Source organism: Pseudomonas sp. LP_7_YM, assembly GCF_004364435.1.
GTDB lineage: Bacteria > Pseudomonadota > Gammaproteobacteria > Pseudomonadales > Pseudomonadaceae > Aquipseudomonas.
The window spans coordinates 668340-694900 of the sequence record NZ_SOCT01000001.1; the positions used below are offsets into that span (position 1 = coordinate 668340).

The 26561-nt window shown below is 60.5% G+C and carries 22 protein-coding genes; 5 read left to right on the forward strand and 17 right to left on the reverse strand.

Features of this window, described 5'->3' with window-relative positions:
- Positions 1-429: 429 nt before the first annotated feature.
- Positions 430-2055, forward strand: coding sequence for an ArnT family glycosyltransferase (locus EC915_RS03035; RefSeq protein ID WP_372237839.1), 1626 nt, complete (start codon positions 430-432; stop codon positions 2053-2055).
- 46 nt (positions 2056-2101) lie between these two features.
- On the opposite strand, the gene EC915_RS03040 is transcribed toward EC915_RS03035, so the two are convergent.
- From EC915_RS03040 to arnB, 8 genes are read right to left on the reverse strand one after another with little or no spacing between them, the layout of a single operon-like run.
- Positions 2102-3496, reverse strand: coding sequence for a UDP-glucose/GDP-mannose dehydrogenase family protein (locus EC915_RS03040; RefSeq protein WP_133749036.1), 1395 nt, complete (start codon positions 3494-3496; stop codon positions 2102-2104).
- Positions 3493-3927 carry a 4-amino-4-deoxy-L-arabinose-phosphoundecaprenol flippase subunit ArnF gene (gene arnF / locus EC915_RS03045; RefSeq protein WP_133749037.1) on the reverse strand — a complete coding sequence of 145 codons (435 nt, stop codon included), beginning with the start codon at positions 3925-3927 and terminating at the stop codon, positions 3493-3495. Before arnF ends, EC915_RS03040 begins: the two co-directional genes overlap by 4 nt.
- Positions 3924-4268: a 4-amino-4-deoxy-L-arabinose-phosphoundecaprenol flippase subunit ArnE gene (gene arnE, locus EC915_RS03050; RefSeq protein WP_133749038.1), complete on the reverse strand. Its 345-nt coding sequence runs from the start codon at positions 4266-4268 to the stop codon at positions 3924-3926. The genes arnF and arnE overlap by 4 nt, the downstream gene beginning before the upstream one ends.
- Positions 4265-5911, reverse strand: a complete 1647-nt coding sequence (arnT, locus tag EC915_RS03055) for a lipid IV(A) 4-amino-4-deoxy-L-arabinosyltransferase (RefSeq protein WP_133749039.1) — start codon at positions 5909-5911, stop codon at positions 4265-4267. Before arnT ends, arnE begins: the two co-directional genes overlap by 4 nt.
- Positions 5908-6792: a 4-deoxy-4-formamido-L-arabinose-phosphoundecaprenol deformylase gene (gene arnD / locus EC915_RS03060; protein WP_133749407.1), complete on the reverse strand. Its 885-nt coding sequence runs from the start codon at positions 6790-6792 to the stop codon at positions 5908-5910. Before arnD ends, arnT begins: the two co-directional genes overlap by 4 nt.
- Complete coding sequence (gene arnA, locus EC915_RS03065) at positions 6792-8783, reverse strand: bifunctional UDP-4-amino-4-deoxy-L-arabinose formyltransferase/UDP-glucuronic acid oxidase ArnA (RefSeq protein WP_133749040.1); 1992 nt, start codon at positions 8781-8783, stop codon at positions 6792-6794. Before arnA ends, arnD begins: the two co-directional genes overlap by 1 nt.
- On the reverse strand, positions 8780-9805 hold the full coding sequence (arnC, locus tag EC915_RS03070; protein WP_133749041.1) for an undecaprenyl-phosphate 4-deoxy-4-formamido-L-arabinose transferase: 1026 nt from the start codon (positions 9803-9805) through the stop codon (positions 8780-8782). Before arnC ends, arnA begins: the two co-directional genes overlap by 4 nt.
- Entirely contained in the window at positions 9805-10950 is a 1146-nt protein-coding gene (gene arnB / locus EC915_RS03075; protein ID WP_133749042.1) for a UDP-4-amino-4-deoxy-L-arabinose aminotransferase, read from the reverse strand. Before arnB ends, arnC begins: the two co-directional genes overlap by 1 nt.
- A gap of 972 nt (positions 10951-11922) precedes the next feature.
- Between arnB and EC915_RS24750 the strand changes: the two genes are divergently transcribed.
- The 3 genes from EC915_RS24750 (at position 11923) to EC915_RS03085 (ending at position 14079) form a co-directional block, all read left to right on the forward strand.
- Complete coding sequence (locus EC915_RS24750; RefSeq protein ID WP_166650902.1) at positions 11923-12099, forward strand: hypothetical protein; 177 nt, start codon at positions 11923-11925, stop codon at positions 12097-12099.
- A 138-nt stretch (positions 12100-12237) separates the two neighbouring features.
- Positions 12238-13659 (forward strand): ATPase domain-containing protein, encoded by a 1422-nt coding sequence (locus tag EC915_RS03080; RefSeq protein WP_133749043.1) that lies wholly within the window; start codon positions 12238-12240, stop codon positions 13657-13659.
- Positions 13660-13710: 51 nt separating this feature from the next.
- Positions 13711-14079, forward strand: coding sequence for a response regulator (locus tag EC915_RS03085; protein WP_133749044.1), 369 nt, complete (start codon positions 13711-13713; stop codon positions 14077-14079).
- A gap of 15 nt (positions 14080-14094) precedes the next feature.
- Here the strand turns inward: EC915_RS03085 and EC915_RS03090 are convergent, their stop codons facing one another.
- Entirely contained in the window at positions 14095-15660 is a 1566-nt protein-coding gene (locus tag EC915_RS03090) for a PAS domain-containing methyl-accepting chemotaxis protein (protein ID WP_133749045.1), read from the reverse strand.
- A gap of 136 nt (positions 15661-15796) precedes the next feature.
- Positions 15797-16036 carry a hypothetical protein gene (locus EC915_RS03095; RefSeq protein WP_133749046.1) on the reverse strand — a complete coding sequence of 80 codons (240 nt, stop codon included), beginning with the start codon at positions 16034-16036 and terminating at the stop codon, positions 15797-15799.
- A 402-nt stretch (positions 16037-16438) separates the two neighbouring features.
- Here EC915_RS03095 and EC915_RS03100 point away from each other — a divergent pair, with 402 nt between their 5' ends.
- Complete coding sequence (locus EC915_RS03100; RefSeq protein WP_133749047.1) at positions 16439-16987, forward strand: cupin domain-containing protein; 549 nt, start codon at positions 16439-16441, stop codon at positions 16985-16987.
- Between the two features lie 246 nt (positions 16988-17233).
- On the opposite strand, the gene EC915_RS03105 is transcribed toward EC915_RS03100, so the two are convergent.
- The 7 genes from EC915_RS03105 to EC915_RS03135 all read right to left on the reverse strand — a co-directional run bounded on the left by EC915_RS03105 (position 17234) and on the right by EC915_RS03135 (position 26555).
- Positions 17234-18412: a cystathionine gamma-synthase gene (locus tag EC915_RS03105; protein WP_133749048.1), complete on the reverse strand. Its 1179-nt coding sequence runs from the start codon at positions 18410-18412 to the stop codon at positions 17234-17236.
- Complete coding sequence (locus tag EC915_RS03110) at positions 18409-19785, reverse strand: pyridoxal-phosphate dependent enzyme (protein WP_133749049.1); 1377 nt, start codon at positions 19783-19785, stop codon at positions 18409-18411. The genes EC915_RS03105 and EC915_RS03110 overlap by 4 nt, the downstream gene beginning before the upstream one ends.
- 245 nt (positions 19786-20030) lie before the next feature.
- On the reverse strand, positions 20031-21386 hold the full coding sequence (locus tag EC915_RS03115; RefSeq protein WP_256658632.1) for a carbohydrate porin: 1356 nt from the start codon (positions 21384-21386) through the stop codon (positions 20031-20033).
- A gap of 66 nt (positions 21387-21452) precedes the next feature.
- Positions 21453-22808, reverse strand: coding sequence for a c-type cytochrome (locus EC915_RS03120; RefSeq protein WP_133749050.1), 1356 nt, complete (start codon positions 22806-22808; stop codon positions 21453-21455).
- Complete coding sequence (locus tag EC915_RS03125; protein ID WP_133749051.1) at positions 22805-24583, reverse strand: GMC family oxidoreductase; 1779 nt, start codon at positions 24581-24583, stop codon at positions 22805-22807. The genes EC915_RS03120 and EC915_RS03125 overlap by 4 nt, the downstream gene beginning before the upstream one ends.
- Positions 24584-24665: 82 nt before the next feature.
- Positions 24666-25385, reverse strand: a complete 720-nt coding sequence (locus tag EC915_RS03130) for a gluconate 2-dehydrogenase subunit 3 family protein (protein WP_133749052.1) — start codon at positions 25383-25385, stop codon at positions 24666-24668.
- A gap of 150 nt (positions 25386-25535) precedes the next feature.
- The gene (locus EC915_RS03135) at positions 25536-26555 is read right to left on the reverse strand and encodes a LacI family DNA-binding transcriptional regulator (RefSeq protein ID WP_166650903.1); all 1020 of its coding nucleotides are present in this window, start codon (positions 26553-26555) and stop codon (positions 25536-25538) included.
- Positions 26556-26561: the final 6 nt, after the last annotated feature.

The window sequence follows — 26561 nt, forward strand, 5'->3', positions numbered from 1 at the left end:
TGCAACGGCTGCCAGTGAATATCAGCTCCAAGGCAGTTGAATATTTAACTGTGCAACGCTGCCGCGCGATAATTTTCACGAACATTTGACATGGGTACGTGAAACACCCACATGCGGCGCACTGTTTGCGTTGACGCGCATTCTTCATTTTTAGAATCGAGCGGTTTAAGGGATTATCCAAGGCCGCGATGACGTCGATAAAACAACAGAATGGATGATCGCGGCTATTCTTCCTTCAATCGCTATGCTCCATACGAAAAGTTGGAGAGTGAAGGGCAGGCAAGGCAAAACAGGCGAGCAACGGTCGGAGTCGCGTTCGACTCTACGTGTTGTAAATGAGCATTCCGAGGCTGTTTTTAAACGCAGCATCACCAAGCGCAGCCACTTTTCGTACAGAGCCTAAAAGACGGTATGCCCCAGGAGTCCGTATTGACCTCAACCGCTTCCGAGTTTTTATCGGGTGTTACCCCCGCGCGGGCCAGACGTCAGGCATGGACAGCGGGCGGGTTGGCCTTTGTTCTTTTTATAGCGGCCAGCTGGCACCTGAGCATTATCGGATTCGACTCGCGTTTTGTGCTGTTCGCCCAGGAGATGCTGCGCCACGGCCCGGGCTTTTTTCCGACCACCTATGGCGAGCCATACCCTGATTATTCGTCTTTCTCGACCTGGTTGATCTACCTCTGTTCCCTGCCTTTGGGCCAGGTGAGCAGCTTCAGTGCCTGGTTGCCGACCTGTGTATCGTCGGCGGTGCTGGTGGGATTGATGTATCGCCTGCTTGCACCGTTTTCCCGGCGCTGGGCGTGGCTGAGCATCGCTATGCTGCTGTTGAGCAACACCTTCATCAGTGAAACCCGCGCCGTGTCGCTGGACCAGATGCTCGCCACGGTGTCTTTCGCGGTGTTCTATCTGGCTTACGCAGCGGACCATTTCGGATCGGCCCGGCGCCTGGGCGCGATATTGATTCTTCTGGTACTGGGGTTTGCCATTCGCGGGCCCATAGGACTGGTGGTGCCTACCGGCATCCTCTGCAGCTATTACCTGCTCAATGGTCAGTGTCGGCGCTTGTGGATCTGTGCCCTGACCGCGCTGGCGCTGCTGGTTGTGTGTTTTGCGACGTTGTTGCTGCTGGCACGATTGAGCGGTGGCGACGCTCTGGTCAGTGAAGTCATCCGCATGCAAGTCACTTCGCGCATGGACGGCAGTGAAGGCAGCAGCACGCTGTTCTGGTACTTCAGCAGCACGTTCGGCAACTATGCGCTGGCTTATCCCTTCGCCCTGCTGGTGCTGGCGACGGTCGCCATCGCGGCGAGAAAACAGCGCAGTCAGGCCCTGCATCTCATGTACTTGTGTGCGTTCGCGGCGTTGACGGTGATGGTCGGCCTGTCGATTCCTCAGGCAAAAAAAGCCCGCTACATTTTGCCGATGCTGCCCATGGCGGCGATCATCGCGGCGTATCCGTTTCAGGTGCGCGCCGGGCGCTGCTTCGAGTGGCTGCGTGGTCTGACGCTGACGCTGTGCTGTTTTATCCCCGGCGCGCTGCTGGCGGGTCTGCTGGCGGTGCGTCCGCGATTTCCGGAGGCGCTAAGCGATATCGGACCGATTCTCGCGGCGCTGGGGATACTGCAACTGACTGCCCTGCCTCTGCTGCTGCGCCCGCGTCTGCGTCTGTACGGGCTTCCCGCCTGCGCGGTGCTGGCGGTCTGGGTCAGCTACATCGGGGTTTTCGAAAAAGCCGAGCGCATGCTGTACGACACGCGGCATTTCACCCAGGCGGTGCGCAACCTGACCGAGGCCGATCCCGCCCCGCTGGTCCTGCATGTCATGGGCAAGGATGCCAAGGCGATCAAATTCATGGTCAATGTCGATGAGGATCTGCAGCCAGTGTTCACCGAGACACCGGGGCAGTTGCTGGCACTGCAGGGGCCTGCGAATGTGGTGATGAGCAACAATGACTTTCAGGCATTGCAGCACTCAAGGCTGGGGCAATTGCCTGTGCGGTTCAGCGGGCGCTTCGACAAGGAGGATTACATCCTGCTCAGAGTGCCGGCGCCCTGAATGAAGCACCACCGGCAAACTGGGCTGCTACAGCGCTTGTTCAGGCTCAACCCGCATGATGACTGGTCAGCAATTCATAGGGCGCCCATTGCTGCTGTGGAATCGGCAGGTTGCACGAGTCGCCGCGCCCGATCGGGAAGTACTGGAAGCCACGTTTGGCCAGGCGCTCGGTGTCGTACAGGTTGCGCCCGTCGAAGATCACCGGGTTTTTAAGGCGCTGCTGTATCAGATCGAAATCCGGCGCCTTGAACTGCTGCCATTCGGTGCAGACGATCAACGCATCCGCCCCTGACAGCACCGATTCCGGGGTGCCCATCAGCATCAGGTTCGGTTGCTCGCCATACAGCCGCTGAGTTTCCTGCATGGCCTCCGGATCGAACGCACGAACGGTAGCGCCGGCTGCCCACAGGGCTTCCATCAATACCCGGCTTGGTGCATCGCGCATATCGTCGGTGTTGGGTTTGAACGCCAGCCCCCACAGCGCAAAGGTCTTGCCTCGCAGTTCACCTTTGTAGAACGCGTTGACCCGGTCGAACAGCTTGTGTTTCTGCCGCTCGTTGATGTCCTCGACCACATTCAGCAGGTCGTTCGAACAACCGGCTTCCCGAGCACTGTGGATCAGCGCGCGGATGTCCTTGCCGAAGCACGAGCCGCCGTAGCCGCAGCCTGGATAAATGAAGTCATAGCCAATGCGTGAGTCCGCGCCGATGCCCAGACGAACCGATTCAACATCCGCCCCCAGGTGCTCGGCCAGTTCGGCGATCTGGTTGATGAAGCTGATCTTGGTCGCCAGCATGCAGTTAGCGGCGTATTTGGTCAGCTCGGCACTGCGCAGGTCCATGAACATGATGCGGTCGTGGTTGCGGTTGAACGGCGCGTACAGCTCACGCATTACCGGAAACACGTCCTGATTGCCGCAGCCGATGACGATGCGGTCGGGACGGCGGCAGTCCTTGACCGCCGAGCCTTCCTTGAGAAATTCCGGGTTGGAGACAATATCGAATTTCAGCAGTCGCGCCGCCTGGCGCAGGTGATGTTCGATGTGGCTGCGCAAGGCATCGCCGCTGCCCACCGGCACCGTGGATTTCTCGACGATAATCACCGGCTCCAGGCGATGCCGGGCAATGGATTCACCCACCGTAAAGAACCCACTCAGGTCTGCCGAACCATCCGCCCGGGACGGCGTGCCCACGGCGATGAACAACACCTCGCCATGCTCGACTGCCTGTTTTTCATCAAGGGTAAAGTGCAGCCGTCCGGCCTCCAGATTCTCCCGCACCAGGCTCTCAAGCCCCGGCTCGTAGATGGTCACGTGGCCTTTGCTCAGTTGCTCGACCTTGGCGGGGTCGATGTCCATGCACACCACATCGTGGCCCACTTCAGCCAGCACGGTTGCCTGCACCAGCCCTACATACCCGCTACCGAAAACGCTGATCTTCATCGGGGAAACTCCTTGCCGCTGTTGTCGCTGTCGCAGCTACGCCGGAAATTGATCGTCACTACACCGAGTACGATCAGGGTCACGCCCACCGTTCGAGGAACGGTGAGCGCTTCATTGAAAAACGGAAGGGCGGTCGCCAGCAGATACACCAGCGCATAGCTGATGCTGAGCAGCGAATAGGCCCGACTCAGGGGTATGTCCCGCAAGGCGCCGAGCCAGCAGAGCATCGAAAGTCCGTAGGCGCCGATGGCCGTCAGTACCACGCCAAGCGCTAGGGTATTGATATGGCCGTCTCGAACGGCGGCCAACCATTGCTCAGGCTGCGGCAGTCGCAACATGCCCCAGCGCATGCCCAGTTGTGCTGCGCTGACGAGCATCACGCTGCCCATGGCCAATGCCAGCCCACGGCGTTTGAAGGCCGTCGCGTTCATGGCTGACGCCCCAGCAGAATCACACCGAGCAGAATCATCAGCAGTCCCGCCCAGTGTCGAAGGTCCACCGACTCTTTGAACAGGTAGCGCCCGCTCAGGGTGATCAATACGAAGTTCAGCGCCAGCATGGGGTAGGCAACGCCTACCTCCAGATGCTGCAAAACCAGCAGCCAGAGCAGCATGCCGCCACCCAGACAACCCAGCGCCAGCCACAGCCACACGCTGGTCAACACGCCCGTAATGCTTTCAGGGCTGCGGCGCCAGGCCTCGACGGCCAGCTTTTGTGCGATCTGGCCCAGGCAGGTGAGCAGGCAGGCGCTCAGTAACAGGACCAAGGTCATGGCTGCGTCCTGCCGAAGATCAGGATCAACAGATTGCCTTGCTGATACTGCTTGCCGTCCTTGGGCAGCAGACTGAGTTCATATTGCTCATCCTTGCCGCCGCCACGCATGACCACGCCAACCGGCCCCTGACGTCGGGCATCGGCCATCCAGCCACGGACCTGATTCCAGTCCACCTCGCGGACAGTGGGTTGTGGATAGCCGAGGCCGTATTCCAGCTCGTTGCGCGTGTCGTAGAACACCACATCGTTGCGCTTGAGCCGCCAGGACAGCGCCGCCGCAACACCCAGATCATTGCTGAGCAAGTGTTGGCTGGCAGCCAGTTCATCCTGGTGACAAGCGATGAACTGATCAGGTGTTTTGCTGAAGATCACGCTGTTGGGCAGCGCCATCGGGATCAGCGCAATGCTCAGCCACGCGCCCGGCGCCGGGAGCCACCACCAACGCAGCGGTCTGAGGCTTTGCAAGGCGTTGACCAGCACCCATGCCAATAGAACGCTGATGGCCAGCGTCAGATGTTGCGGTTCCTGTTCGTACACCGACTTTTGCAGTTGCATGAACAGCAGCGCCGCCAGCGCCAGGATGCCGAACGCGGTATTGAACATACCGTTCAAGCGCAGCGCCTTGATCTGACGCGCCTGCAGCCGGTCCGCCAACGCGCTGCCCATCAGCAACGCCAAGGGAATCAGGCACGGCAGAATGTAGGTGGGCAGCTTGCCTTTGCTCAGGCTCAAAAGCGCCAGCGGAATGACCAGCCACATCAGCAGAAAAGTGCTTGCAGGGGTGCGTCGCTGCTGCCAGGCCTGCCTCAACGTCATCGGCAACAGCGGCGCCCACGGGATGCATCCGGCGACGATCAACGGCAGGTAAAACCACCAGGCTTCATCGTGCTGCGCGTTGGCACCGGCAAACCGGCGAATGTGTTCATGCCAGAAAAAGAATCGCCAGAAGTCCGGTTCGCGCAGGTGCACCGTCAGCACCCAGGGCAGGCAGACCACCGTCGCGACGATGATCGCAATCGGGCCGAAGGTCAGCAGCTCGCGCAGGCGCCGCTGCCAGGCCATGTAGGGCAGGGCAACGATCACCGGCAGCGCCAGTGCAAGGAAGCCCTTGGTCATGAAGCCCATGGCGCAAGCCACGCCCAGCAACAGCCAATACAGCAGCCGTGGTTTGCCGACGCTGTGAATGGCGAGCCAGAAAGCGCCCAGTGACAGGCTGACCCAGAACGTGAATTGGGGGTCGAGGTTGGCGTAGCCGGCCTGGCCTGCGACGAACATGAAGCTCATGAACAGCAGCGCGCTGATGAAGCCTTTGCGCGGCTCGTTCCACAGCCTGCCTGCGAGCAGGTAGACCAACATCGCCGTCAGGCCGGTGCTCAGCGCCGAGATGAAACGCACACCAAACAGGTTCTGGCCGAATACCGCTTGTGCCATGGCGATCAGCCAATAGCCTGCGGCGGGTTTCTCGAAGTAGCGCAGGCCCATGAAATGCGGTGCAGCCCAGTCACCGCCGTGGAGCATTTCCTGACTGATCTGGGCGTAGCGGGTTTCATCGGGAATCCACAGGCCGTGAAAGCCCAATGGCAACAGATAGGCGAGCACGAAAGCCGCTATCAGTAGGCCGATCTGCTGATGGCGACTCATGGCTGCTGCACTCCCAGCCAGCCTTCGCGACCTTGCAGTGCACCTCGCACCAGATGTCCGCCTGGCAGGCTCTGGAGTGTTTCGGGCAGCAGGTTCCCCAGCGGCTGGAAATGCACGCCTTGGGTGCGGGCCTGACACAGCAGACGCCTGAACGCCTCGGCCATGACGATGCCTTCCACTTCGGCATGAACGGTGTAGACATTCAACTGCTGCGGTTTGAACTGGCGCAGCAGGTAATCGTTGAACGCGCTGGGGCCCAGTTGCCGACCGATCACTTCATCGAAGGTTGGCAGGTTGACCGGAATCTGCGGTGTACCTGGCTGACCATCAGTGAGCATCGGACGAAACAGGCTTTGCCCCCGACAATCGCTGTTGTAGCGAAAACCGAAGGCCTGTTTGGCCTGCACCACGCGCTCGTCGGCGCGCCAGCCAGCGGCCGCCGAACAGGTCACCGGGTTGCCGAGAATATCGCTGAGGCACTCAACGCCCCGGGCGATCTGTGCGCTCAGTTGGTCGTGCGTCCAGCGCCCGGCATTGGCCTGCCAGCCATGGTGGTCCCAGGCGTGCAGACCGACTTCGTGACCGGCCTGCTGCGCGCGCCGCATCAGTGGGCCGAGATCGCGTCCGATGGACTTGCCGGGCCAGGCCGTGCCCGCCAGCAGGATGTCCCAGCCGTACAGACTGGCGGCCTTGGAGCGCAGCATCTTCCATAAGAACTGTGGCCGCGCCAGACGCCACAAGTGACGCCCCATGTTGTCTGGACCGACACTGAAGAAAAACGTCGCCTTGACCTGCGCTTCGTCGAGCAGGTCCAGCAGGCGCGGCACACCGTCACGCGTGCCGCGATAGGTGTCCACGTCAATGCGCAGGCCGGCGGGAATCACCGTGCGTTCGCCTTCTCGGTCATGGCTTCGCGCAGAAAGAAGTCCAGCGTCTTGCCGATGGTGACGCTCAGCTCGATGGAGGGCTCCCAGTCGATCAGGCGGCGTGCATTGTCGATGCTCGGTTTGCGGTGGCTGACGTCCTGATAACCCTTGCCGTAGAACGACTGGCTTTCCACTTCGCGAAAGCCGGCAAAGGGCGGAAAGTTGCCGCGCAGGGGATGAGCCTCGAACTGACGCAGCAGCTCTTCACCCAGCTGGCGGATACTCGCTTCGTTGTCCGGGTTACCGATGTTGATGATCTGGCCGTTGCAGCGCTCGTCGCGGTTTTCGATGATGCGCGCCAGGGCTTCGATGCCATCGGCCACATCAGTGAAACAGCGTTTCTGCGCGCCGCCATCGACCAGCCGGATCGGCGTGCCTTCCACCAGATGCAGGATCAGCTGAGTGATGGCCCGCGAACTGCCGATGCGCGCCGAGTCCAGACGGTCCAGGCGCGGTCCCATCCAGTTGAACGGGCGGAACAGGGTGAACTGCAGGCCTTTCTGGCCGTAGGCCCAGATCACCCGGTCCAGCAGTTGCTTGGAAACCGAATAGATCCAGCGTTGCTTGTTGATCGGGCCAACTACCAGATTCGAGGTGTCCTCGTCGAAGCTCGGGTCCTGGCACATGCCATACACTTCCGAGGTCGAGGGGAAAATCACGCGCTTGTTGTACTTGACGCAATAGCGAACGATTTTCAGGTTTTCCTCGAAGTCCAGCTCGAACACGCGCAGCGGGTTGCGCGTGTATTCGATGGGCGTAGCAATCGCCACCAGCGGCAGCACCACGTCGCATTTCTTGATGTGGTACTCGATCCACTCGGTATGGATGCTGATATCGCCTTCAATGAAATTGAAGTTGGGGTGGCTGCGCAGCCGCTCGATGGCGTCGGAGCCGATATCCATGCCGAACACTTCGTAGCGCTCATCCTGCAACAGACGTTCGGACAGGTGATTGCCGATGAAACCGTTGACCCCGAGGATCAGTACACGGGTGCGACGCTGCGCGCGGCGTTTTTCACCGCCGAGCAGGCGTGAACTTTCTACCAGACCGAATTCACGGGCCAGCTGCGGGCCGCTCAGGTACAGACCGGCGTCGCCACGCTGACCTGCGGTGATCAGCAGCGAGTCCTCGCCGCAGGCGATGCGCAGGGGGTCGCAGCTGATTACCGTGCCGGGCGCGTGGCCAGCGTTGCCCGCCTGCACTCTGGAGCTCCAGACGATGAGTTTGTGTTCGCCCACCGGGCAGAACGCGCCGGGGTAGGGCTGAGTGACTGCACGCACCAGATTGTGCAGATCAGATGCCGGTTGTTGCCAGTCGATCAGGCCATCGGCGGCGCTGCGGCGGCCGAAATAGCTGGCTTTGGATTCGTCCTGCTCGGTGCCTTGCAATTGCCCCTTGCCGAGCAGCGGCAGGGTGTCGGCCAGCATATCGGCAGCGCTGGTACGCAGTTTGCCGTGCAGGGTCAGTGCTGTGTCGGTGGTGCTGATCGCGACCTTTTGCTGAGCCACGATGGCGCCGGCGTCGGCGCGTTTGACCATGCGGTGCAGGGTGACGCCGGTTTGGCTTTCGCCGTTGACCAATACCCAATTGGCCGGAGCGCGGCCGCGATAACGGGGCAGCAGCGATCCATGCAGATTGAAGCCGCCTTGTTTGGCGCAGGCCAGCAGCTGTTCGCTGAGCAGATGGCGGTAATAAAACGAGAAAATGAAATCAGGCGCCAGCTTGCCGATGCGCTCGATCCACAGGGGGTGATTGGCATCCTCCGGCGCGTGCACCGCAATGTCGTGCTGCGCGCACAACTGCGCCACCGAGCCAAAGAAGGTCTTTTCCTTCGGATCATCGGCATGGGTAAACACGGCCGAGATCTCGTAGCCCGCATTAAGCAGCGCTTGGATGCCGACGCAACCGATATCGTGATAGGCAAAAACAACGGCTTTGAGGCTCATGGGGCAACCTTGCTTGGGAATGGGGAGTTCGAAATTCGGGCGGGTGAGTCGACGTTGTCGGCCACAGCAGCCGGTGTGCAGCGAGCGACTTTTTCGATGAAGTAACGAGGCCGGGCGCGCACGTCGCTGTACATGCGCCCCAGGTATTCACCCAGCAGGCCCATGCCGATGAACTGGCCGCCGGTGAAGACGAACAGCACGGCGAACAGCACGAAGGTGCCGTGGCCGGCCCAGGCTGCGCCGAATATCAGTCGCAGCAGAATCAGCGCCGTGGCGAACAGCATGCCCATGGCGGCCATGCTGAAACCGATGATGCTCAGCAGCCGCAACGGCGTAGTGGTCATGCAAGTGATCAGGTCGAACATCAGGTTGACCAGTTTCATGGCGCTGTACTTCGATTCCCCGTGCTCGCGCTCGGCATGGGTGACCACGACTTCGGTGGTATGGCGGGCGAAGCTGTTGGCGAGAATCGGGATGAAGGTGCTGCGCTCACTGCAGGCGAGCATGGCGTCGACGATGCTGCGACGGTAGGCGCGCAGCATGCAGCCGTAGTCGGTCATGGCCACTCCCGTGGAGCGCTGCACGGCCAGGTTGATCAGTTTCGACGGCCAACGGCGCAGGGCTGAATCCTGGCGATGACCGCGTACCGTGCCGATCACGTCGTAGCCCTGTGCGGCGAGCTGCACCAGACGTGGAATTTCCTCGGGCGGGTTTTGCAGGTCGGCGTCCAGGGTAATGACCAGATCGCCCTGGCATTGTCCGAAGCCGGCCATGATCGCCGCGTGCTGACCATAGTTGCGGTTGAGGATCACTGCTACCACCGGGCTATCCGGCCGCTGACTGGCGTCCAGCAGGATCTCGGCGGAGTCATCGCGACTGCCGTCGTCCACCAGAATGATTTCCGCCGGTACGCTCAGTTGCGCGCAGGCAGCTTCGGTGCGGCGCAGCAATTCAGGCAGGCTCTGCGCTTCGTTGTAGACCGGTATGACGATCGACACGCGGTTGATGGGGTAGGGTTTCATCAGCGGGCTCCGACGATCGATTCAATGGCACTGACTACCCGCTCGACATCGGCAACAGTCATGTCCGGGAACAGCGGGATGGAGCACAGGCGAGACGAGTTCCACTCGGTATCGGGCAGGCTCACGTCGGGGAAGCGTTGGCGGTAATAGCTGTGCAGGTGAGTGGCGATGAAATGAATCCCGCTGCCGATGTTCTTTGCCTGCAGGGCCTTCATGAACGCGTCGCGGTCCAGCCCGCAGCGTTCAGGGTCGATCCGCAGAATGAACAGGTGCCAGGCGTGTTGCTGGTCGTAGCGCGGTTGTGCCAACGGCAAGACTGCACTGCCAGCCAGGCGCTCCAGGTAGTGGTTGGCCAGCTCGGTTCGACGGGAGTTGATCGCCTCAAGCCGTTCCAGCTGTACCAGTGCGATGGCAGCGTTGAGATCGGCGAGGTTGTATTTGAAACCTGGTTCGATCACCTCTGCCTGAGGCTTGCGACCGTGGGTCAGGCGGTCGTATGCATCCACGCCCAGGCCGTGGAATTTCAGACGACGCACCCGGTCGGCCAGCGCGGCATCATCGCTGACGAACATCGCGCCCTCGGCGCATGTCATGTTCTTGATTGCATGAAAGGAAAAAATCGCAGTGCCCTTCGCGCCGACCGGTCGGCCCTTGTAGCGCGTGCCAGCGGCGTGGGCGGCGTCCTCGATCACGGCGATACCCTGACGTTCGGCCAGCGCGTAAAGCGGGTCGAGGTCGAGGGCGGCGCCGGCGTAATGCACCGCAACGATGGCTTTGGTACGCGGGGTGATCGCTTGCTCGACACGAACGGCGTCGGTCATCAAGGTGTCGCGGTCGACGTCGACAAATACCGGTGTCGCGCCCAGCAGACAAATCATGTTGGCGGTGGAAACCCAGGTCTGCGAAGGGGTGATGACTTCGTCACCGGGGCCGATCCCCAGTGCCAGCAAGGTGATGTGCATGGCGCCGGTCGCCGAGGACAGCGCCACGGCATGTTGCGCACCGCAGCGTTCGGCGAACTGTTGTTCGAGCCGTTGGCATTCGGGGCCGGTGGTAATCCATCCCGAGCGTAGCACCCGGGTAGCTGCCGCAACTTCTTCGTCACCCATGGAAGGGCGGGAAAAGGGCAGAAAGTCCAGACTCATGTACATCCTCCAGCCGGTCATCAGGTATCAGGAGCGCCTAACTAAGCGCATGCCCCACCTAAAATAGTGTGCTTGTTATTAAGCGAGATCTGTCGTGCTGTTTATCTAACTAGATCAGTGGGTGTTGCGTGAGTCGTGTCTTTTTACGCAAGTAGAAGAAAAGGTATGCTCCTCAAGCTGCTGCATTAAGACTATAGAAGTCCGATCATGAAATTTCCGTTTATAAGGCGTTGTTTTTTCATCGAGGGCCTGAATGGAGGTTGTTTCGTTAACCTGACACGCAGAGGTAATGAATCCCTACTATGCTGTTTTGCATTTTCGTCAGCGAGCCCCTGTTTTCGGGCCGGATCGAGCAATGGAGAGCCTTTCCAGAGTGTCCGGAGCTCGGTCTCATGCTGTTACATGTGCAGTGAGAGCGTACGCCGACGAAGCTGAACGAATACTGAAAATCGGCAGAATTGTAGACGTGCAGTTCGTCGGTATCAGACGTTTAGTACACGGGTATCTACGGAATTAAACGTCAAACAGACTCGGTTTTTGGTGGGTAGGGTGCTTTCAAGTTAAGGGGGCGGGGTAGTTGATGACCGTGGATCGCTGTTGTTGATTAATGTTTTAGCGGTTTAGTGCAGGGGTGAGAAATATAGGCTCCGGGGTTGTGGGTATATGCATTATTAGTGTGGCGCTGGCTTCCCTTTCTGCTCCCCGGCGCAATCAGAGGATTTGAAGTTAACACGATCCTGTAGGCGCTTCTGGCGCCATGCGACAGTCGCGAAGGCGGTGGCTCAGGCCGCTCATTCCCTAACGACCTGCCTGTTCGCCAGCAGCCAGCGCCTATACAGCCGATTTCGCAAAGAAATGCGGCAAACGCGTAGAACCCCTGTGGGAGCGATCCGGTCAGTGGAATCAAAAAAAATGCACGTCCCTTGTTGCGTGTACTCAAACCCCTGCATCCACCCTAAAGAGCCAGTTTCCATGAGCAATAAAACACCTGCGCCCGATCACATCAGTCCTTCGGACGAGGCGCCCGAATACCCGCTTTCGGCGCCGATCAAGCCGGATGACCCGCAGCGTCGCGGCGAGCAGTCAAAGGCGCAAGCCGATGGCTGTGTCGACGAGAAAGCGGTTCCCGCGAAGGATTCACATCCGTGATGCCGATCCACCGCTGCTGCCGCGATGACTGTGATAAATGATGATTGCGCTTGGAAAGCGCTGCCAAAAGCGGAAGAATGCGCCTTTCGTCGTGTGCATCATTCGCACCGCTGACGATCACAGGCGGAGGAAGCACATTTGAATCAACTAAGACGCCTTCAGAGCGGAATTCAGGGACTGGATGAGCTGCTGAAGGGCGGCTTCGTCGCCGGGTCTTCGTACATCATCCAGGGCCGTCCCGGCTCTGGCAAAACCATCCTGGCCAACCAGATCGGGTTCAACCATGCCCGCGACGGCGGCCGTGTGTTGTTCGCCACGCTGCTGGCCGAACCCCATGAACGCCTGTTCCAGTTCCTGTCGACCCTGAGCTTTTTCGACAAGGACAGGATCGGCGATCAGATTCAGTACATCAGCGCCTTTGACACCATGGAAACCGACGGCCTGGATGAAGTGGTCAAACTGCTGCGTCGCGAGATCGTCCGGCAGAAATCCACGGTGATGATTCTTGACGGGCTGCTCAATGCCCGCTCCCGGTCCGACTCCTCGCTCAATACCAAGCGTTTCATTTCCGAGTTGCAAGGCCATGCGGCCTTCGCTGGTTGCACGGTGTTCTTTTTGACCAGTTCGCAACTGGACGACGGCAGCCCCGAGCACACCATGGTCGACGGCGTCATAGAGCTGGGCGAGGAACTGGTCGGCACCAAATCCGTTCGCCGTATCAAGCTGCGCAAGACCCGTGGCAGCGGCGCCATTGCGGGCTCACACGAGTGTGAGATCACTGAAGACGGCCTCGTGGTTTACCCGCGGCTTGAGAGTACGGTCACTCACTCGGCGATGCGCGACAGTGACAAGTGGGTGCTGGTCCCCAGCGGCATGGCAACACTTGACACGCTCATTGGCGGCGGGCTGGTGGCTTCCTCCGTGACATTGCTCATGGGGCCGTCAGGCACCGGTAAAACTTCGATCGGCATCGGCTTTCTCGGCCAGTCCACCGTCGAGGAGCCCGGGTTGCATTTTGGTTTTTATGAGTCCCCGCAACGCCTGCGCATGAAGTCGGCCGCGTTGGGGGTGGATCTGGCGGGGCTCGAACGAGCCGGCGCGTTGTCGTTCATGTGGAATTCGAGCACTACCGAGTTGATCGACAAGCTGGCCCTGAACCTGCTGCGCGTGGTCGAAGAGAAGTCCATCAAGCGCGTATTCCTCGACAGCTTCGGCGGCATGTCGCGAGCTGCCGCGGACAAGACGCGTGTGCTGGACCTTTTTGCCGCATTGATGGGCGAGTTGCGCGCACGCAATGTCACCGTTATGGCTTCATGGGAAGTACGCGGCTTGCTCGGTGGCGAGGTCGATGCCCCGGCGCATGATTTGTCGAGCATCGTTGACAATTTTTTTGTGCTGCGTTTCGTTGAAGTGCCGACTGAACTTAAACGCCAACTGTCCATTCTTAAAGTAAGAGACAACCCATACGACCCTGCATTACTGGAGGTTGTCTTCAGCGATCAGGGACTAGATGTTAAAAAGGTTCATTTCCATGCCCTTGGCGATACCCATCACGCGTAATGGTCTCGGCCACGAGCTGGCCTACGGCTGGTCGAGCGGAATGAATGCGCTATGACCACGATTCTGATCGTCGACGACGAATACCTGATCGCCGACATATTGAGTTTCGCGCTTGAGGACGAGGGCTATATGACCGTGACCGCAGGCAGCGGTCAAAGGGCGCTGAGCATCCTTGAGCGCGAGCAGCCGCAACTGATCATCACCGATTACATGATGCCGGGTATGAACGGCATCGAGTTTGCCGAAGCGGTGCGTGCGCACAGGCTGATGCACTCTGTCCCGCTGGTGCTGATGAGCGGTGCCCAAGCGCATCTGGGCATGGAACGTCCCGATCTGTTCGTGGAGGTGTTCGATAAGCCGTTCGACATCTATGCGTTGGTGTCCAGGGTCAAGTTCCTGCTTCAAAGCGAAGAAATTTGAACCGACGTCCCGGCTTCAACGGCTGAAACGCTCGGCCAGACTGTGAAGATACTGTGCCATCTCCTCAAGCTCGCGGCTGATGCTCGACCCTTGCTGTGCCTGACCTGCGCTTTGATCGCACAGTTGGGCGATCCGGTTGATCTGCTGGTTGATGTTTTCCGCAACATGGGTCTGCTGTTCCGAAGCGCTAGCCATCTGCTGACTCATGCCGGTGATCTGCGAGACCGCCTGGCTGATACCGTTCAACGCCTGTTGCACTGCCTCGACGCTGGCCACGCTTTCCTGCGACATCGCCTGTCCGTGCGTGGCAGTGGTGACCGCAAGGCTTGCGCCTTCACGTAACTTGCCGATGATGCCCTGAATCTGCTCGGTGGACGTTTGCGTGCGCGATGCCAGTGTGCGCACCTCATCGGCCACCACCGCAAAACCACGACCCTGTTCACCAGCACGTGCCGCCTCGATTGCGGCGTTAAGCGCCAGAAGATTGGTTTGCCGGGCAATGGCGTCAATCACTTCCACCACACTGCCAATGGATTGTGTAGCGCTGGCGAGTTCGCCCACCGCCTGACCGATTGCCGATACGGAATCGGCCATGTGCCGAATCGCCAATAAGCTTTCGTCTGCCAGATCCCGGCCCTGTTGTGCCAGGGTCTCTGCCTGGAGCGCGGCGTGGGCGGTGTTCTGAACGTTGTGGGTGACCTCCTGGATCGTCGCTGCCATCTGGTTGATCGCAGTCGCAGACTGGTCGGTTTCGTCACGTTGCTGGTCAAGCGCTTTAGCCTGCAACAACGACAGGCTGGCAGATTGCGCGGCCCGCAATTTGACGCCCTCGCCGGCATCCGCCAGACGTGTAAGCGCGGTCTGCAGACGTGCTTCCTCGCTGAGCAACGCCAGATCAAGCTGCGCCTGCGGACCACGGTTATTGCTATAGGTCAGCGCGATGAGCGGGTCGCTAAAGGCTTTGGGATGGTCAGTAAGCAGGGCTTTGAGCGTCTGATTCTGGCGCCATTGCAGCATGGCGCTGAGGGCGGCCAGGGTCAGCAGCATCACCACCAGCCCCGCATGATTGGAGAGCAGGTAGTTGCATAGTCCCAGCACGATGGCAGCGCTGATCAACGGCAGTTGTTGCCGCAGGTGGTAGCACGCGGTACTGAACGCCGATACGGGGGACTGGCCCGCTCGCAGCCTGGCGTACAAGGCCTCTGCCCGATGGACCTGGTCGCGAGCGGGAAGGGAACGCACGGATTCAAATCCAGCGATTTTGCCCTGTTCATAAATGGGCGTGACATAGGCGCTGACCCAGTAAAAATCGCCATTGTTGCTGCGATTCTTGACCACACCCATCCAAGGCTTGCCTTGCTTGATGGTTTTCCACATATGGGCGAAAACCGAGGGCGGCATGTCCGGATGGCGAACGAGGTTGTGCGGCTGACCGATCAACTCTTCGCGAGTAAAACCGCTGAGGGAGACGAAGGCATCGTTGCAGTAAGTGATGCGGCTGTTGAGATCGGTGGTCGAGATCAGCCGCTCATGGGTGGCGAAGGTTCGTTCGTGCGGGGTAATCGGCATATTCAAACGCATAGGACCGCCTCATCCGTGACTCTGCTGGGACTTATGTATCTGCCGGTAGATCTAGCACAACAGTGCAGCAGGACGAACGGTCCTCCCCCGGTAATGGGAATTGCCTCCCATACCGGGCGATGCATAAGTGTTACCGTCAGTTGCCGTCGGCGACCTTGCGCTCGATTTCAGCCGACTTGCGGTTCAACTCTTCGGCCTCCTGCTCCTTGGTGCGAATGGAAGTGGGTGTAATCACTTCATCGACAGCGCGAGTGTTGTCGTCGCGGTCCTCGAGATCACGTTGCACCACGTTGACCGGCTTACCGGCAGCGTCGGTGGGCGGAGCGTTGAAAGGGCGGGTGGACGAGTTGGGGGCATTGCGGTTCTCGTTACTCATTTCGATTTCCTCGGATGACGTGTTCGTTGGATAGCCACACGCCGGGCGAGTTCGAGGAATTTGCATGCTCGCATCAACGGTCCTGAATGACGGGCATAAAAAAGCCCGCTGGGGAAGACGGGCTTAAAGAGGATCAAAAGGAGTAGGTGCAGACTGAACCCCCTGGCGTGAACATTTCGTGAAAACCATTTGGTGACTGATTCCTGTTTATAAAATGGCGACGAACGGTCACTTTTAAGCTTTTTTATATGTCTTGGATATGTCCTGGCGTTGGCTAGGTGAGGGCGCTCAAACGTGGTCTAATCACCGCCACTTAACAGGGGAGCGGCCAACGACGAGCGTGCAATAACTGGCGTCTGCGGCACGTTCCCCGCCACCCTCAGGTTTTTTCAAAGGGCTGTCATGGATACGGGGTCACGACTCAAGTTGGTGCGGGAAAGCTACAAGATGTCCCAGCGAGAACTGGCCAGACGCAGCGGTGTTGCCAATGGCACGATCTCCTTGATCGAGTTGAACCGTGTGAGCCCCTCGGTCAGTTCGCTGAAAAAACTGCTTGAAGGCTTCCCCATGACGCTGGCGGACTTCTTCTCGTTCGACCAGCCACCCCAGGAACAGCGCTACGTATTCCGCGCCGGCGATCAACCGAATCTAGGCTGCGCAGGGCTGCGTCTGTTGTTAATTGGCGCCTCGGTGCCCGGTCGGCAGATGCGCATGTTGCGCGAGCAATACGCGCCCGGTGCCAGTTCCGGCGACGAACCCATCGTCCATGCCCAGGGCGAGGAGTGCGGGCTGGTCACGCGGGGCACCGTCGAACTGATGGTCGACGGGCAGATCAGCATCCTGAATGCGGGCGACGGCTACTACTTCCCGACTACGCTGCCCCACCGTTTTCGCAATATCGGGCAGGATGAGGCCGAGATCATCAGCGCCAACGCGCCTGCCAATTTTTAGGAAGCCCAACGCAGCGTCGTAGACGACAGCCGCATCGCGAGGGTTGCCTGTAAACCCGCGCCCATAAAAAAGCCGCCAACCCGTTATCTCGGACGGTTTGGCGGCTTGAAGGACATCCATCAAATCGGCGGATTTGACGGTTAAAACGTTAGCAAGCTATCTAAGTTTTCACCACTCGGCATTTGGCAAAGCTCTGTTACCGAAGCCGCAACAATGTCCCTACTGCTTGTGATGTCAAAAGCTTGATCAGATGGCGTTCAGCGCTTGCGCCAGATCCGCTCGCAGATCCTCGATGTCCTCCACTCCAACCGACAGCCGGATCAATGAATCGCCGATGCCCAGTTTCGTCCGATTTTCGGCTGGGATGCTGGCGTGAGTCATGATGGCCGGGTGCTCGATCAGGCTTTCGACGCCGCCGAGGCTTTCAGCAAGGGCGAAGATTTCCACCTGTTCCAGAAAGCGCCGCGCGCCCGCCAGATCGGTGCTCAGATCCAACGAGATCATGCCGCCGAAACCGCGCATTTGCCGGCAGGCCAGCCCGTGTTGAGGGTGGGAGGGCAGACCGGGGTAATAAACCCGCGCAACTTGCGGTTGGCGTTCCAGCCACTGCGCCAGTTCCAGGGCATTGCTGCTGTGACGTTCCATTCGCAGTGCCAGGGTTTTCACCCCGCGCAGGGTCAGGAAGGCGTCGAAGGGGCCTGCGATGGCACCCACCGAGTTCTGCAGGAAACCCAGACGCTGGGCCAGTTCGGCATTGTCGCCGACCACAGCAATGCCGCCGATGACGTCGGAATGGCCGTTCAGGTATTTGGTGGTCGAATGCACGACGATGTCGAACCCCAGGCTCAGCGGGTTCTGGATCCACGGGCTGGCAAAGGTGTTGTCGGCCACGCAGATAATGCCTCGGTCACGGCAGATGCGAGCGATGGCTGCCAGATCGGTCAGGCGCAGCAGCGGGTTGCTCGGGGTCTCGACCCAGATCATCCGCGTATCGTCCTCAAGCGCGGCTTCGAAGGCCGACAGGTCGGTCATGTCGACGAAGCTGAAGCGGTGTCCGGCGCTGCGTTTGCGGACCTTGTCGAACAGGCGAAAGGTGCCGCCGTAGAGATCATCGCCCGACAGGATGTGCGAGCCAGCATCGAGCAGTTCGAGCACCGACGAAATCGCCGCCAGCCCCGAGGCGAATGCAAATGCCTGGGTGCCGGCTTCCAGATCGGCCACGCAACGCTCCAGGGCAAAGCGCGTCGGGTTGTGCGAGCGTCCGTAATCCAGCCCCTTATGCACGCCGGGACTCTCCTGCAGGTAGGTGGAGTTGGCGTAGATCGGTGGCATCAATGCGCCGGTGGTGGGGTCCGGCGTTTGCCCGGCATGAATCACGCGGGTGGCAAAGGCGTGGGACGGTTGATTGTCATCGTGCTGACTCATGCAAGGGTTCTCCGCAAGTGGTTGAGCAGGTCGACGCGGGTAATCAGGCCGTGGAAGCCCGAGGCGTCTTTGATGATGGCGACATGGCCGCGATCCAGTTCTTCCTGAAGCCTGGCCAGCGGTGCGTCGGGCGGCAGGGTTTGCAGCTGGTTGGTCATGGCGCCGGCCACGGTGGTGCGAAAATGCGACGTGTCCTGATGAACGTCGAGCAGGATGTCGGATTCATCGATGACCCCCACCAGCTGTTTGCCATCCACCAGCACCGGCAGTTGCGAAACGTCTGCCAGGCGCATGCGCTGGAACGCGGTCAGCAGGGTGTCGTCCGGCCCGACGCTGATCACGCGCCCGTCCTCGAAACGCCGCGCGATCATATCCCGCAAGTCGCCGTAGCGAGTGCGCTGCATCAGGCCCTGATCGGTCATCCACTGGTCATTGTAAACCTTGGATAAATAGCGCGTGCCGGTGTCGCAGACGAAGCTGACCACGCGTTTGGGCACGGTTTGTTCGCGGCAGTAACGCAGGGCCGCCGCCAGCAGTGTGCCCGTTGATGAGCCGCCGAGTATGCCTTCGGCGCGCAGCAGATGGCGGGCGTGTTCAAAGCTGTCTTCATCGCTGATCGAGTAGGCCTGGCGTACGCTCGACAGGTCGGCGAAGGAGGGGATGAAGTCTTCGCCGATGCCTTCAACCGCCCAGGCACCGGGCGTGGGCAGCGTGCGGGTGCGGCTGTATTGAGCAACCACTGAACCGATCGGATCGGCCAGCACCATTTCCAGCTCCGGTTGTACACGCTTGAAGAAGCGCGTCAGGCCGGTCAGGGTGCCTGCCGAGCCAACGCCGACCACAATGGCGTCCAGATCATGCTGGGTCTGTGCCCATATCTCAGGGGCGGTGCTGCTTTCGTGGGCCAGCGGATTGGCGGGGTTATTGAACTGGTCGGCGAAAAAGGCGTCGGGGATTTCGTCGGACAGCCGCGCAGCCACATCCTGGTAGTACTCGGGGTGGCCCTTGCCGACATCCGAGCGGGTGATATGCACCTCTGCGCCCATGGCTTTGAGGTGCAGGACCTTCTCGGTGGACATCTTGTCCGGCACCACCAGCACCACGCGATAGCCTTTGGCGCGACCCACCAGCGCCAGGCCCAGGCCGGTATTACCAGCGGTGGCCTCGACGATGGTGCCACCGGGACGCAGACGTCCGTCGCGTTCGGCGGCATCAATCATCGCCAGGCCGACCCGATCCTTGATCGAGCCGCCGGGGTTCTGTGATTCGAGTTTCAGGAAGAGGGTGCACAGACCGGTATCGATGCGACTGACGCGCACCAACGGGGTGTTGCCGATCAGTTCAAGTACTGCAGGGCGGGAATCAGCTGACATGTCATATCCTCACGTGGACAACACATAAGGGGGTGGACAGCGGAGTGCCGGATTCGTGCACTGATTTGAGGCGTGCGTGGAGGAGGAATCCGGCGGGGGATTTTTTGCGCGGCGCGGCGGCCCTGTGGCATCGAGCATTGACCCGGACGGGAGGGGCTGAACGTCCGATTTCGCGAGCAAGCTCACTCCCACAGAACCGTATGGAGTGGGTGTCTGCCACAGGCAATCAGGCAGACGGCCAAGCCTTAGAACACCGATTGAACCTGCAATCCCACGACCAGCGCGTTATCCACCTGACGCACGCCGTTCGGGTTTTTGATGTACTGCAGGTTGGGCATCACGTTGAGCCATTTCGTCGCCTGAATGCCATAGTTCAACTCGGCGGCGTACATGGAGTGCTGCTCAGGCAAGTAGCCGGCGTCTTCATAGCTCAGGTCATTGACGCTGTTGGAGGTGCGGGCGTTGCGCAAAAACAGGGAGCTGGCGTGGACGCGTGCGATGCCAAGGCCCAGCGTATCGGTCGGGCGGGCGTCGAACGGACCTTTATAGACCAGGCTGACTTTCTGATAACTGTCCACGACGGTGGTTGCCCGGTCCTGAAACGTGGCGCTGGCGGTCATGGTCAGGCCGCGGGAAGCATCGCCGTTCACCGACGTCAGTTGCTGTTTACCCACGACCCAGAAACCGTGGCGGCTGTCATCGCTGCGGTAGTCGTTGCCGGTGATCGCGGCCGCACGATTGTTTTCGTCCTTGTAGACGTCGGTGCCATTGGCTGTGCTGTGGTAGTAGCCGATGCGGTATTCGCCTGGCAATTGCGTGACGGTGGGCCTCCACACCAACTCGACTGGAAACAGCGTACCGTGGGTACCTGCACCGTTGAGTTTGAAGCCGTTGTCGTTGTCCAGTCCCGACGGATTGACGTTGAACGCGCCGATCTGTGCATACAGCTCGTTGCCCAGGCGATAGCGAACGCGCAACGCCCACTGACTGATCGGGCCGTTGTAGATGCTGTTGACGTAGTTCCCGGGCTGCGACCCGCAGAACGCCAGGCCCTGAAACGAGCAGTCTTCAACCGCAAAATCATCACTGACAGCCATGCGACCGGCCTTGATGTTCAATCGGTCGTCGAACCAGCCTTTGCTCAGCCACAATTCGCTGAGTCGGGTGACGCTGCCCCGGCCCTGGATTTCCTGGGTCGAGCCCATGCCGGTCGAGCGTGGATCGTTAATCTTGTCGTTGATGTTGTCGCCGTTGCGGTTGCTCAGCGAAAGACTGAAGGCGGCGTCGTTCCAGCCCACAAGCTTTTGCAGATCGATGTCTGCGCCCAGATTGAACTGGTCAGCGTAGCGGGTCACCCGGTCGTGCTTATACCCACCGCCGATGTTGGAAGCCGACTCGCCGGTATAACCCATCTTGATGTCGATCCCCTTGTTCAGCAGATCCGTGCGCGCGCCACCCCAGTCGCCGGTCATCCAGGCCGAATCCGTGGCGAAGGCGTCGGCAGCCCGGGCACCGAAGCTGTAACCGCAGGCAGCACCGATCGACAGCGCCATGGCCAGCGCTTGAGGCGCACGCCGTTGGCGCGAAAGCGTTCCTTTCATGCTCGTGTTCTCTTGCAGGGGGGAGTGGGCTGGCGGCGGGGTTGTTGACCCCGCGCCAGAGGGTATTCAGCGAACGGTGCCGTCGGCACTCATTTGCGCAGGCAGCTTGTGGTCCTTGCGCACCTGAGCGACTTGCGCGGCATCGACCGCCGGGGCTGCGTTGCCCCAGGTGTTGCGAATATAAGTCAGCACCGAGGCGACCTGCTGGTCGGACAATTTCCAGGCAAAGCTCGGCATGGCGCCGCTGGTCGGGTTGTCCTGCGTGACCGCGCCGCGGCCACCCTGCAATGCCGTCGTGATGAGGCTCTGCGGATTATCGGCCTGCACAGCCGGGTTGTTACCCAGACCCGCGGCGAGCTGATTGATCCCATTGCCATCACTGTTGTGGCAGGCCGAGCAGTTGGCCGAGTAGACGTTGGCGCCCTGTTTCATGGCCTGCTGCGTGGCGGTCAAGGGTTGCGGTTTGGTCGCCTTCGAACCGGGCAGGCTCTGCAGGTAGTCGGCAATCGCGTACAGGTCCTGATCGGTCATGTGCTGCGTCGAGTTGGTGACCGCTTCAGCCATCGGGCCTGAGGCCACTGCGATGTCGTTGCTCCCGGTTTTCAGGTACTGGACGATCTGATCCGGGGTCCAGCCGCCGACGCCTGCGTAACGGTTGCTGGTGATTTCCGGTGCATGCCAGCCCGCCAGATCGCCGCCTTGCAGAAAGCTGTCGCTTTTGTCGCCACCGAGGAAATTCTTCGCCGTGTGGCACGCCGCGCAATGACCCAGCCCCTGCACCAGGTAGGCGCCGCGATTGATGTCGGCATGGGCGTCGGCCACCGGTTTGAACGGAGTTTTGTCGAAGAACAGCAGGTTCCAGCCCATCATCATCAGGCGAATGTTGAAGGGAAAGGGCAGCTGATTGGATTCGACGGGGTTGTTCACCGCCGGCACGGTCTGCATGTAGGCCCACAGGTCATGCATGTCCTGATCGCTGACTTTCACGTAAGCGTTGTAGGGCATCGCCGGATACAGGTTTTCCCCATGACGGCCCTTGCCTTCGCGCACGGCGCGGGTGAATTGCTCTTCGGACCAGTCGCCGATCCCGGTGCCCTTGTCCGAGGTGATGTTACTCGCCAGCAATTTGCCGAAAGGGGTCTCCAGCGCGTAGCCGCCGGCAAAGGGTTTACCCTGATGCGGATCGGTGTGGCACGCGGCGCAGTCGCCGGCAACGGCGACATAACGCCCCCGCGCCACGGCAGGGTCTTCCTGAGCCTGGGTGGCAGGGGCTTTGACGCCCTCGCTGTTACCGGTCTGCTGACCGGGCTGGACGATGCCGTCGGCGGCCTCTGCAACACCGTATGTGCCGTACCAGCCAATGGCGCCGCTCAGGGATACCAGCGCGACAGCGGCCAGGGTCTTGCGATGACGGGCGATCATACCGACACCTCCACCAGTGGCCCGCGTGTGCTCAGGTACTGTTCGATGATGGCCTTGGCCGTCCACAGGCTCAGGGCGCCGATGGTCGACGTCGGGTTGTAACCGGCGTTGTTGGGGAACGACGACGCGCCTAAGACGAACACGTTATGCACGTCCCAGCTTTGTTGATAGCGGTTGAGCACACTGGTTTTCGGATCGGTGCCCATCACCGCGCCACCGATGGTGTGGTCGCTGCCCGGCAGATACGGGCCGTAGTTGGTGGCTGCCGAGTCGAAGCCATTGACGATCTTTGCGCCCATGGCTTTGCCGATATCGATGGCCTTGTCTTCGGTGAACTTGGCCATGCGCCGGTCGTTCTCGTTGTAGTCGAACGTCACGCGGATCAGCGGATCGCCGTTGGCGTCCTTGTACTCGGGATCAAGGTCCAGGTAGCACTCGTCATGGGAGAAGCTGGTGCCCTGGTTGAAGATGAAGGTGCCGTTCTGGAAGGCGTGGGTGTAGGCCTTTTTCCAGTCACTGCCCCAGCGCGGTGTGCCCGGCGGGACGACATCGGCGTTGCCGATCGGGCGCGCGCCACGGGCCACGACGAGAATGCCGGCGCCGCCAATGAAGCCTTTGCCGGTGTGATCGAAGTTGTCGCCGTTGTAGTCATCGACCTGAACGGAGAGGGCACCGGCACCGATGTACTGGTTGAGCTGCTCATCCTCGAAAAACAGGTTAGCGCCCGACACGGTCTGAAAGCTGTACGCACGACCGACCACGCCTTCACGGGTTGCCGGGTCGTAGGGTTTGCCGATTTTCGAGAGCAGCAACAGGCGAACGTTCTGCATCTGGAAGGCCGAGAAGATCACGATATCGGCCGGCTGATGCCATTCCTTCTTGTTGCGGTCCAGGTACGTAACGCCCGTGGCGGTCTTGCCGTCTTCGGCCAGCGTTGCGCGCAACACCGCAGATTCGGTCAGCACGGTGAAGTTGCTGCGCTGCATCAATGCCGGGATCACGCACGCATTGGGGCTGGATTTGGAGAAGTTGCCGCAGCCGTAGTACAGGCAGTAGCCACAGTAGGTGCAAGGCCCCATGCGCACGCCCAGCGGGTTGGTGTAGGCCTGTGAGGCCTGCCCGGCGGGCACCATGAACGGGTGCAGACCCAGCTTGTTGCTGCCTTCGGTGAACAGGTCGGTCAACCGGGTAGTGGCGAGGGGGGGCAGGGGAAACTCGTTTTTACGGTTGCCTTCGAAAATGTTGCCGCCTTCGACTTTCTTGCCGTTGAGCACGCCGGCCTTGCCCGAGACGCCTGCAATCTTCTCGAAACGCTCATAAAAGGGTTCCAGGTCGTCGTAGGTCACGCCCCAGTCCTGCACGATCAAGCCATCGCTCAGCTGCTGCTTACCGTAGCGCTTGAGGGTGTAGCTGTAGGGTTCGAAGTCGAACGGCAGGAAGCGCCAGGCCATGCCTGCCCAGTGGGTGCCCGAGCCGCCGACGTTGTAGCCCAGCTCGTTCAGGCTCCAGTCGCGGGTCGGCAAGGCGGTCTGGGAACGGTTGTTGCGGAAGGTGGTGGTTTCGATGGCTGGCGGCAGCAACATGCTGCGGCGAGTGTCCCAGCGCAACTCGTCGGTGTCGACCGAGGGCGGGAAGTCGGTGGAGGTCTCGAACCAGGGGCCGCGTTCGATCGCGACCACGTTCAGACCCGCGCGGGTCAACTCTTCAGCCATCAGAGAACCACACCAGCCGAGGCCGACGATTACAGCGTCGACTTTAGGGCGAACATTGGCCATTTACGGTTCCTTATCAATACGGCGTCATCACGGAAATCAAGGCAAGTGTCGGCGTACCGCACTGCTCGTATCAGGGGTGCGATCAGAGGGCGTTGTCGATCAGACTGGTGGGTATGATCGTGAGCTTCTGCCCCTTCTTGCCGATCACATCGCGAAAGTCATAGCGGGCACCGGGGAAGCCGATCATTTTCCAGCTGGCCATGCCTTTGTTGCCGCCGTAGATAGGGTCAGCAAAGAAGCCCTCGCGGACGTTGGCCAGGATCTGTTCGAACAGCTCCTTGGTTTCGACCTCGGTGTCCAGTTCCAGCTTGCCGCTTTCCATGCTGCGCAGCAGTTCGTCCTGTTGAGCGCCGTCCAGTTGCACGAAGGTTTTGGAGAAGCGCTTCTGGCAATAGGCGTCGATGGCGGCCAGGCCCTTGCGCCAGCGTTCGGCGGGGGTGAACGGCGACTGCGTGCCCTGTTCCGGCGTGCCTTTGACGAAGCGACCGAGGCGATACAGCGATGCGCCGCGCCCGTAATCGCCCGCCAGCTGGCGGTCGATGAAGGTGGCGCAACCGGCTTCCTTGCCCCCGATACTCAGCTCATCGGCCGGGATCAGGCGATCGGCGATGGCCCCGGCGGCGTCGAACTCTGCCTGGGTGAAGTAAGCCAGGCCTCCCTGACGAGGCGCGGGCAAGGCCGGTACGTTGGCCTGCCCGGGCTCCCACGGTTGTGAACCGCTGATGACTTCGGCCCGCGCAGCCGGCAACGTAGACGCCGCCGCCAGCGCCAACGCCGATGAAAGGAATTCTCTGCGCTGCATGATCTGTCCTGTCTGGAATGAGGGGGACGTTGATGCAGCACTCGGATGGGAGCCGGCCATCAACGACGGCGGCGAGTCTAGGGTGCGGCATATCACCGCGCTATTAACAATTTGACGTGTTTCCCTCAAAAACTCGACAGATTCAAAGGTCTATGCAGGTAGCATTTCGTCGATCACGATGCGCAACTGCGGAGTAACGATTACGGGGGTTTCCAGGTCGCCGCTGACGTAAAGCAGATGTTGAATGGCCGCCTTCGCCTGGCCCTCCGGGTCCTGATCGATCACCAGTGACAGCAACCCTTCACGCAACAGCTCGGCATGCTGCCGGCTGGCTTCGTGGGTGATCCAGACCGGCTTGACGTCGTGGCTCAGCAGCGCCTGACGGATGCCTGCGGAGCCTGCGCCGGTGTTGTAGATCGCGGTGAGCGCAGGACCTTTAGCCAGGGCGTTGCGCACAGCCCGCTGTGTCCGGGCATCGTCGTCGTAGCACTCCACCGGCCCCTCCACAGTCAGCCCCGGCGCGCGCTCGCGCAGGACCTGGAGGAACCCCTCCACGCGCTCCTGATGGGCCTGATAAAGCAGGGAGTTGGTCAGCAGCAGTGCCCGCCCCGTGGACTGGCCCTGCCATTGACTGAGCAGCCGACCGGCGCTGCGGCCAGCGACGCGGTTGTTGATGCCGATGTAGGTTGCGCCGTCGAGTCCGGAAAGCGCGCTGGTCATCAACACGACCGGTACGCCCAGTGCGATCTGCAGTTTGAGCGCCGTGCGAATGGCGGGGCTGTCATGGGCCACCACGATCAGCCCCTGTCGCGATGTTCGTGGCTTATTGATGAACTCCAGCAATCGCTCCGGATTCTGATCGTTCCAGGTCTGGTGCTGCAGAACCATACGCGAGCGCAGCAATCGTGCCTGATTCTGAAACGCGAGCGTCAGGCGTCGATAGTGGTCGGTGTTGCTTTCCACGATCAGCAGATCGAAGCGCAACAAGCCGTGCACCGGCGAAGGCAGCAGGCGACGCAAGCCCAGGGCCTTGGCCGCCTCCAGCACCTTGCGTCGTTTGACATCCGACACACTGCCGCGCTCATTGAGCACCCGGTCCACGGTACTGAGACTGACCCCCGCCAGCGCGGCGACCTCCAGCAAACCTTTCTTTCGTTTGTCGCTGTCCAACTTCAC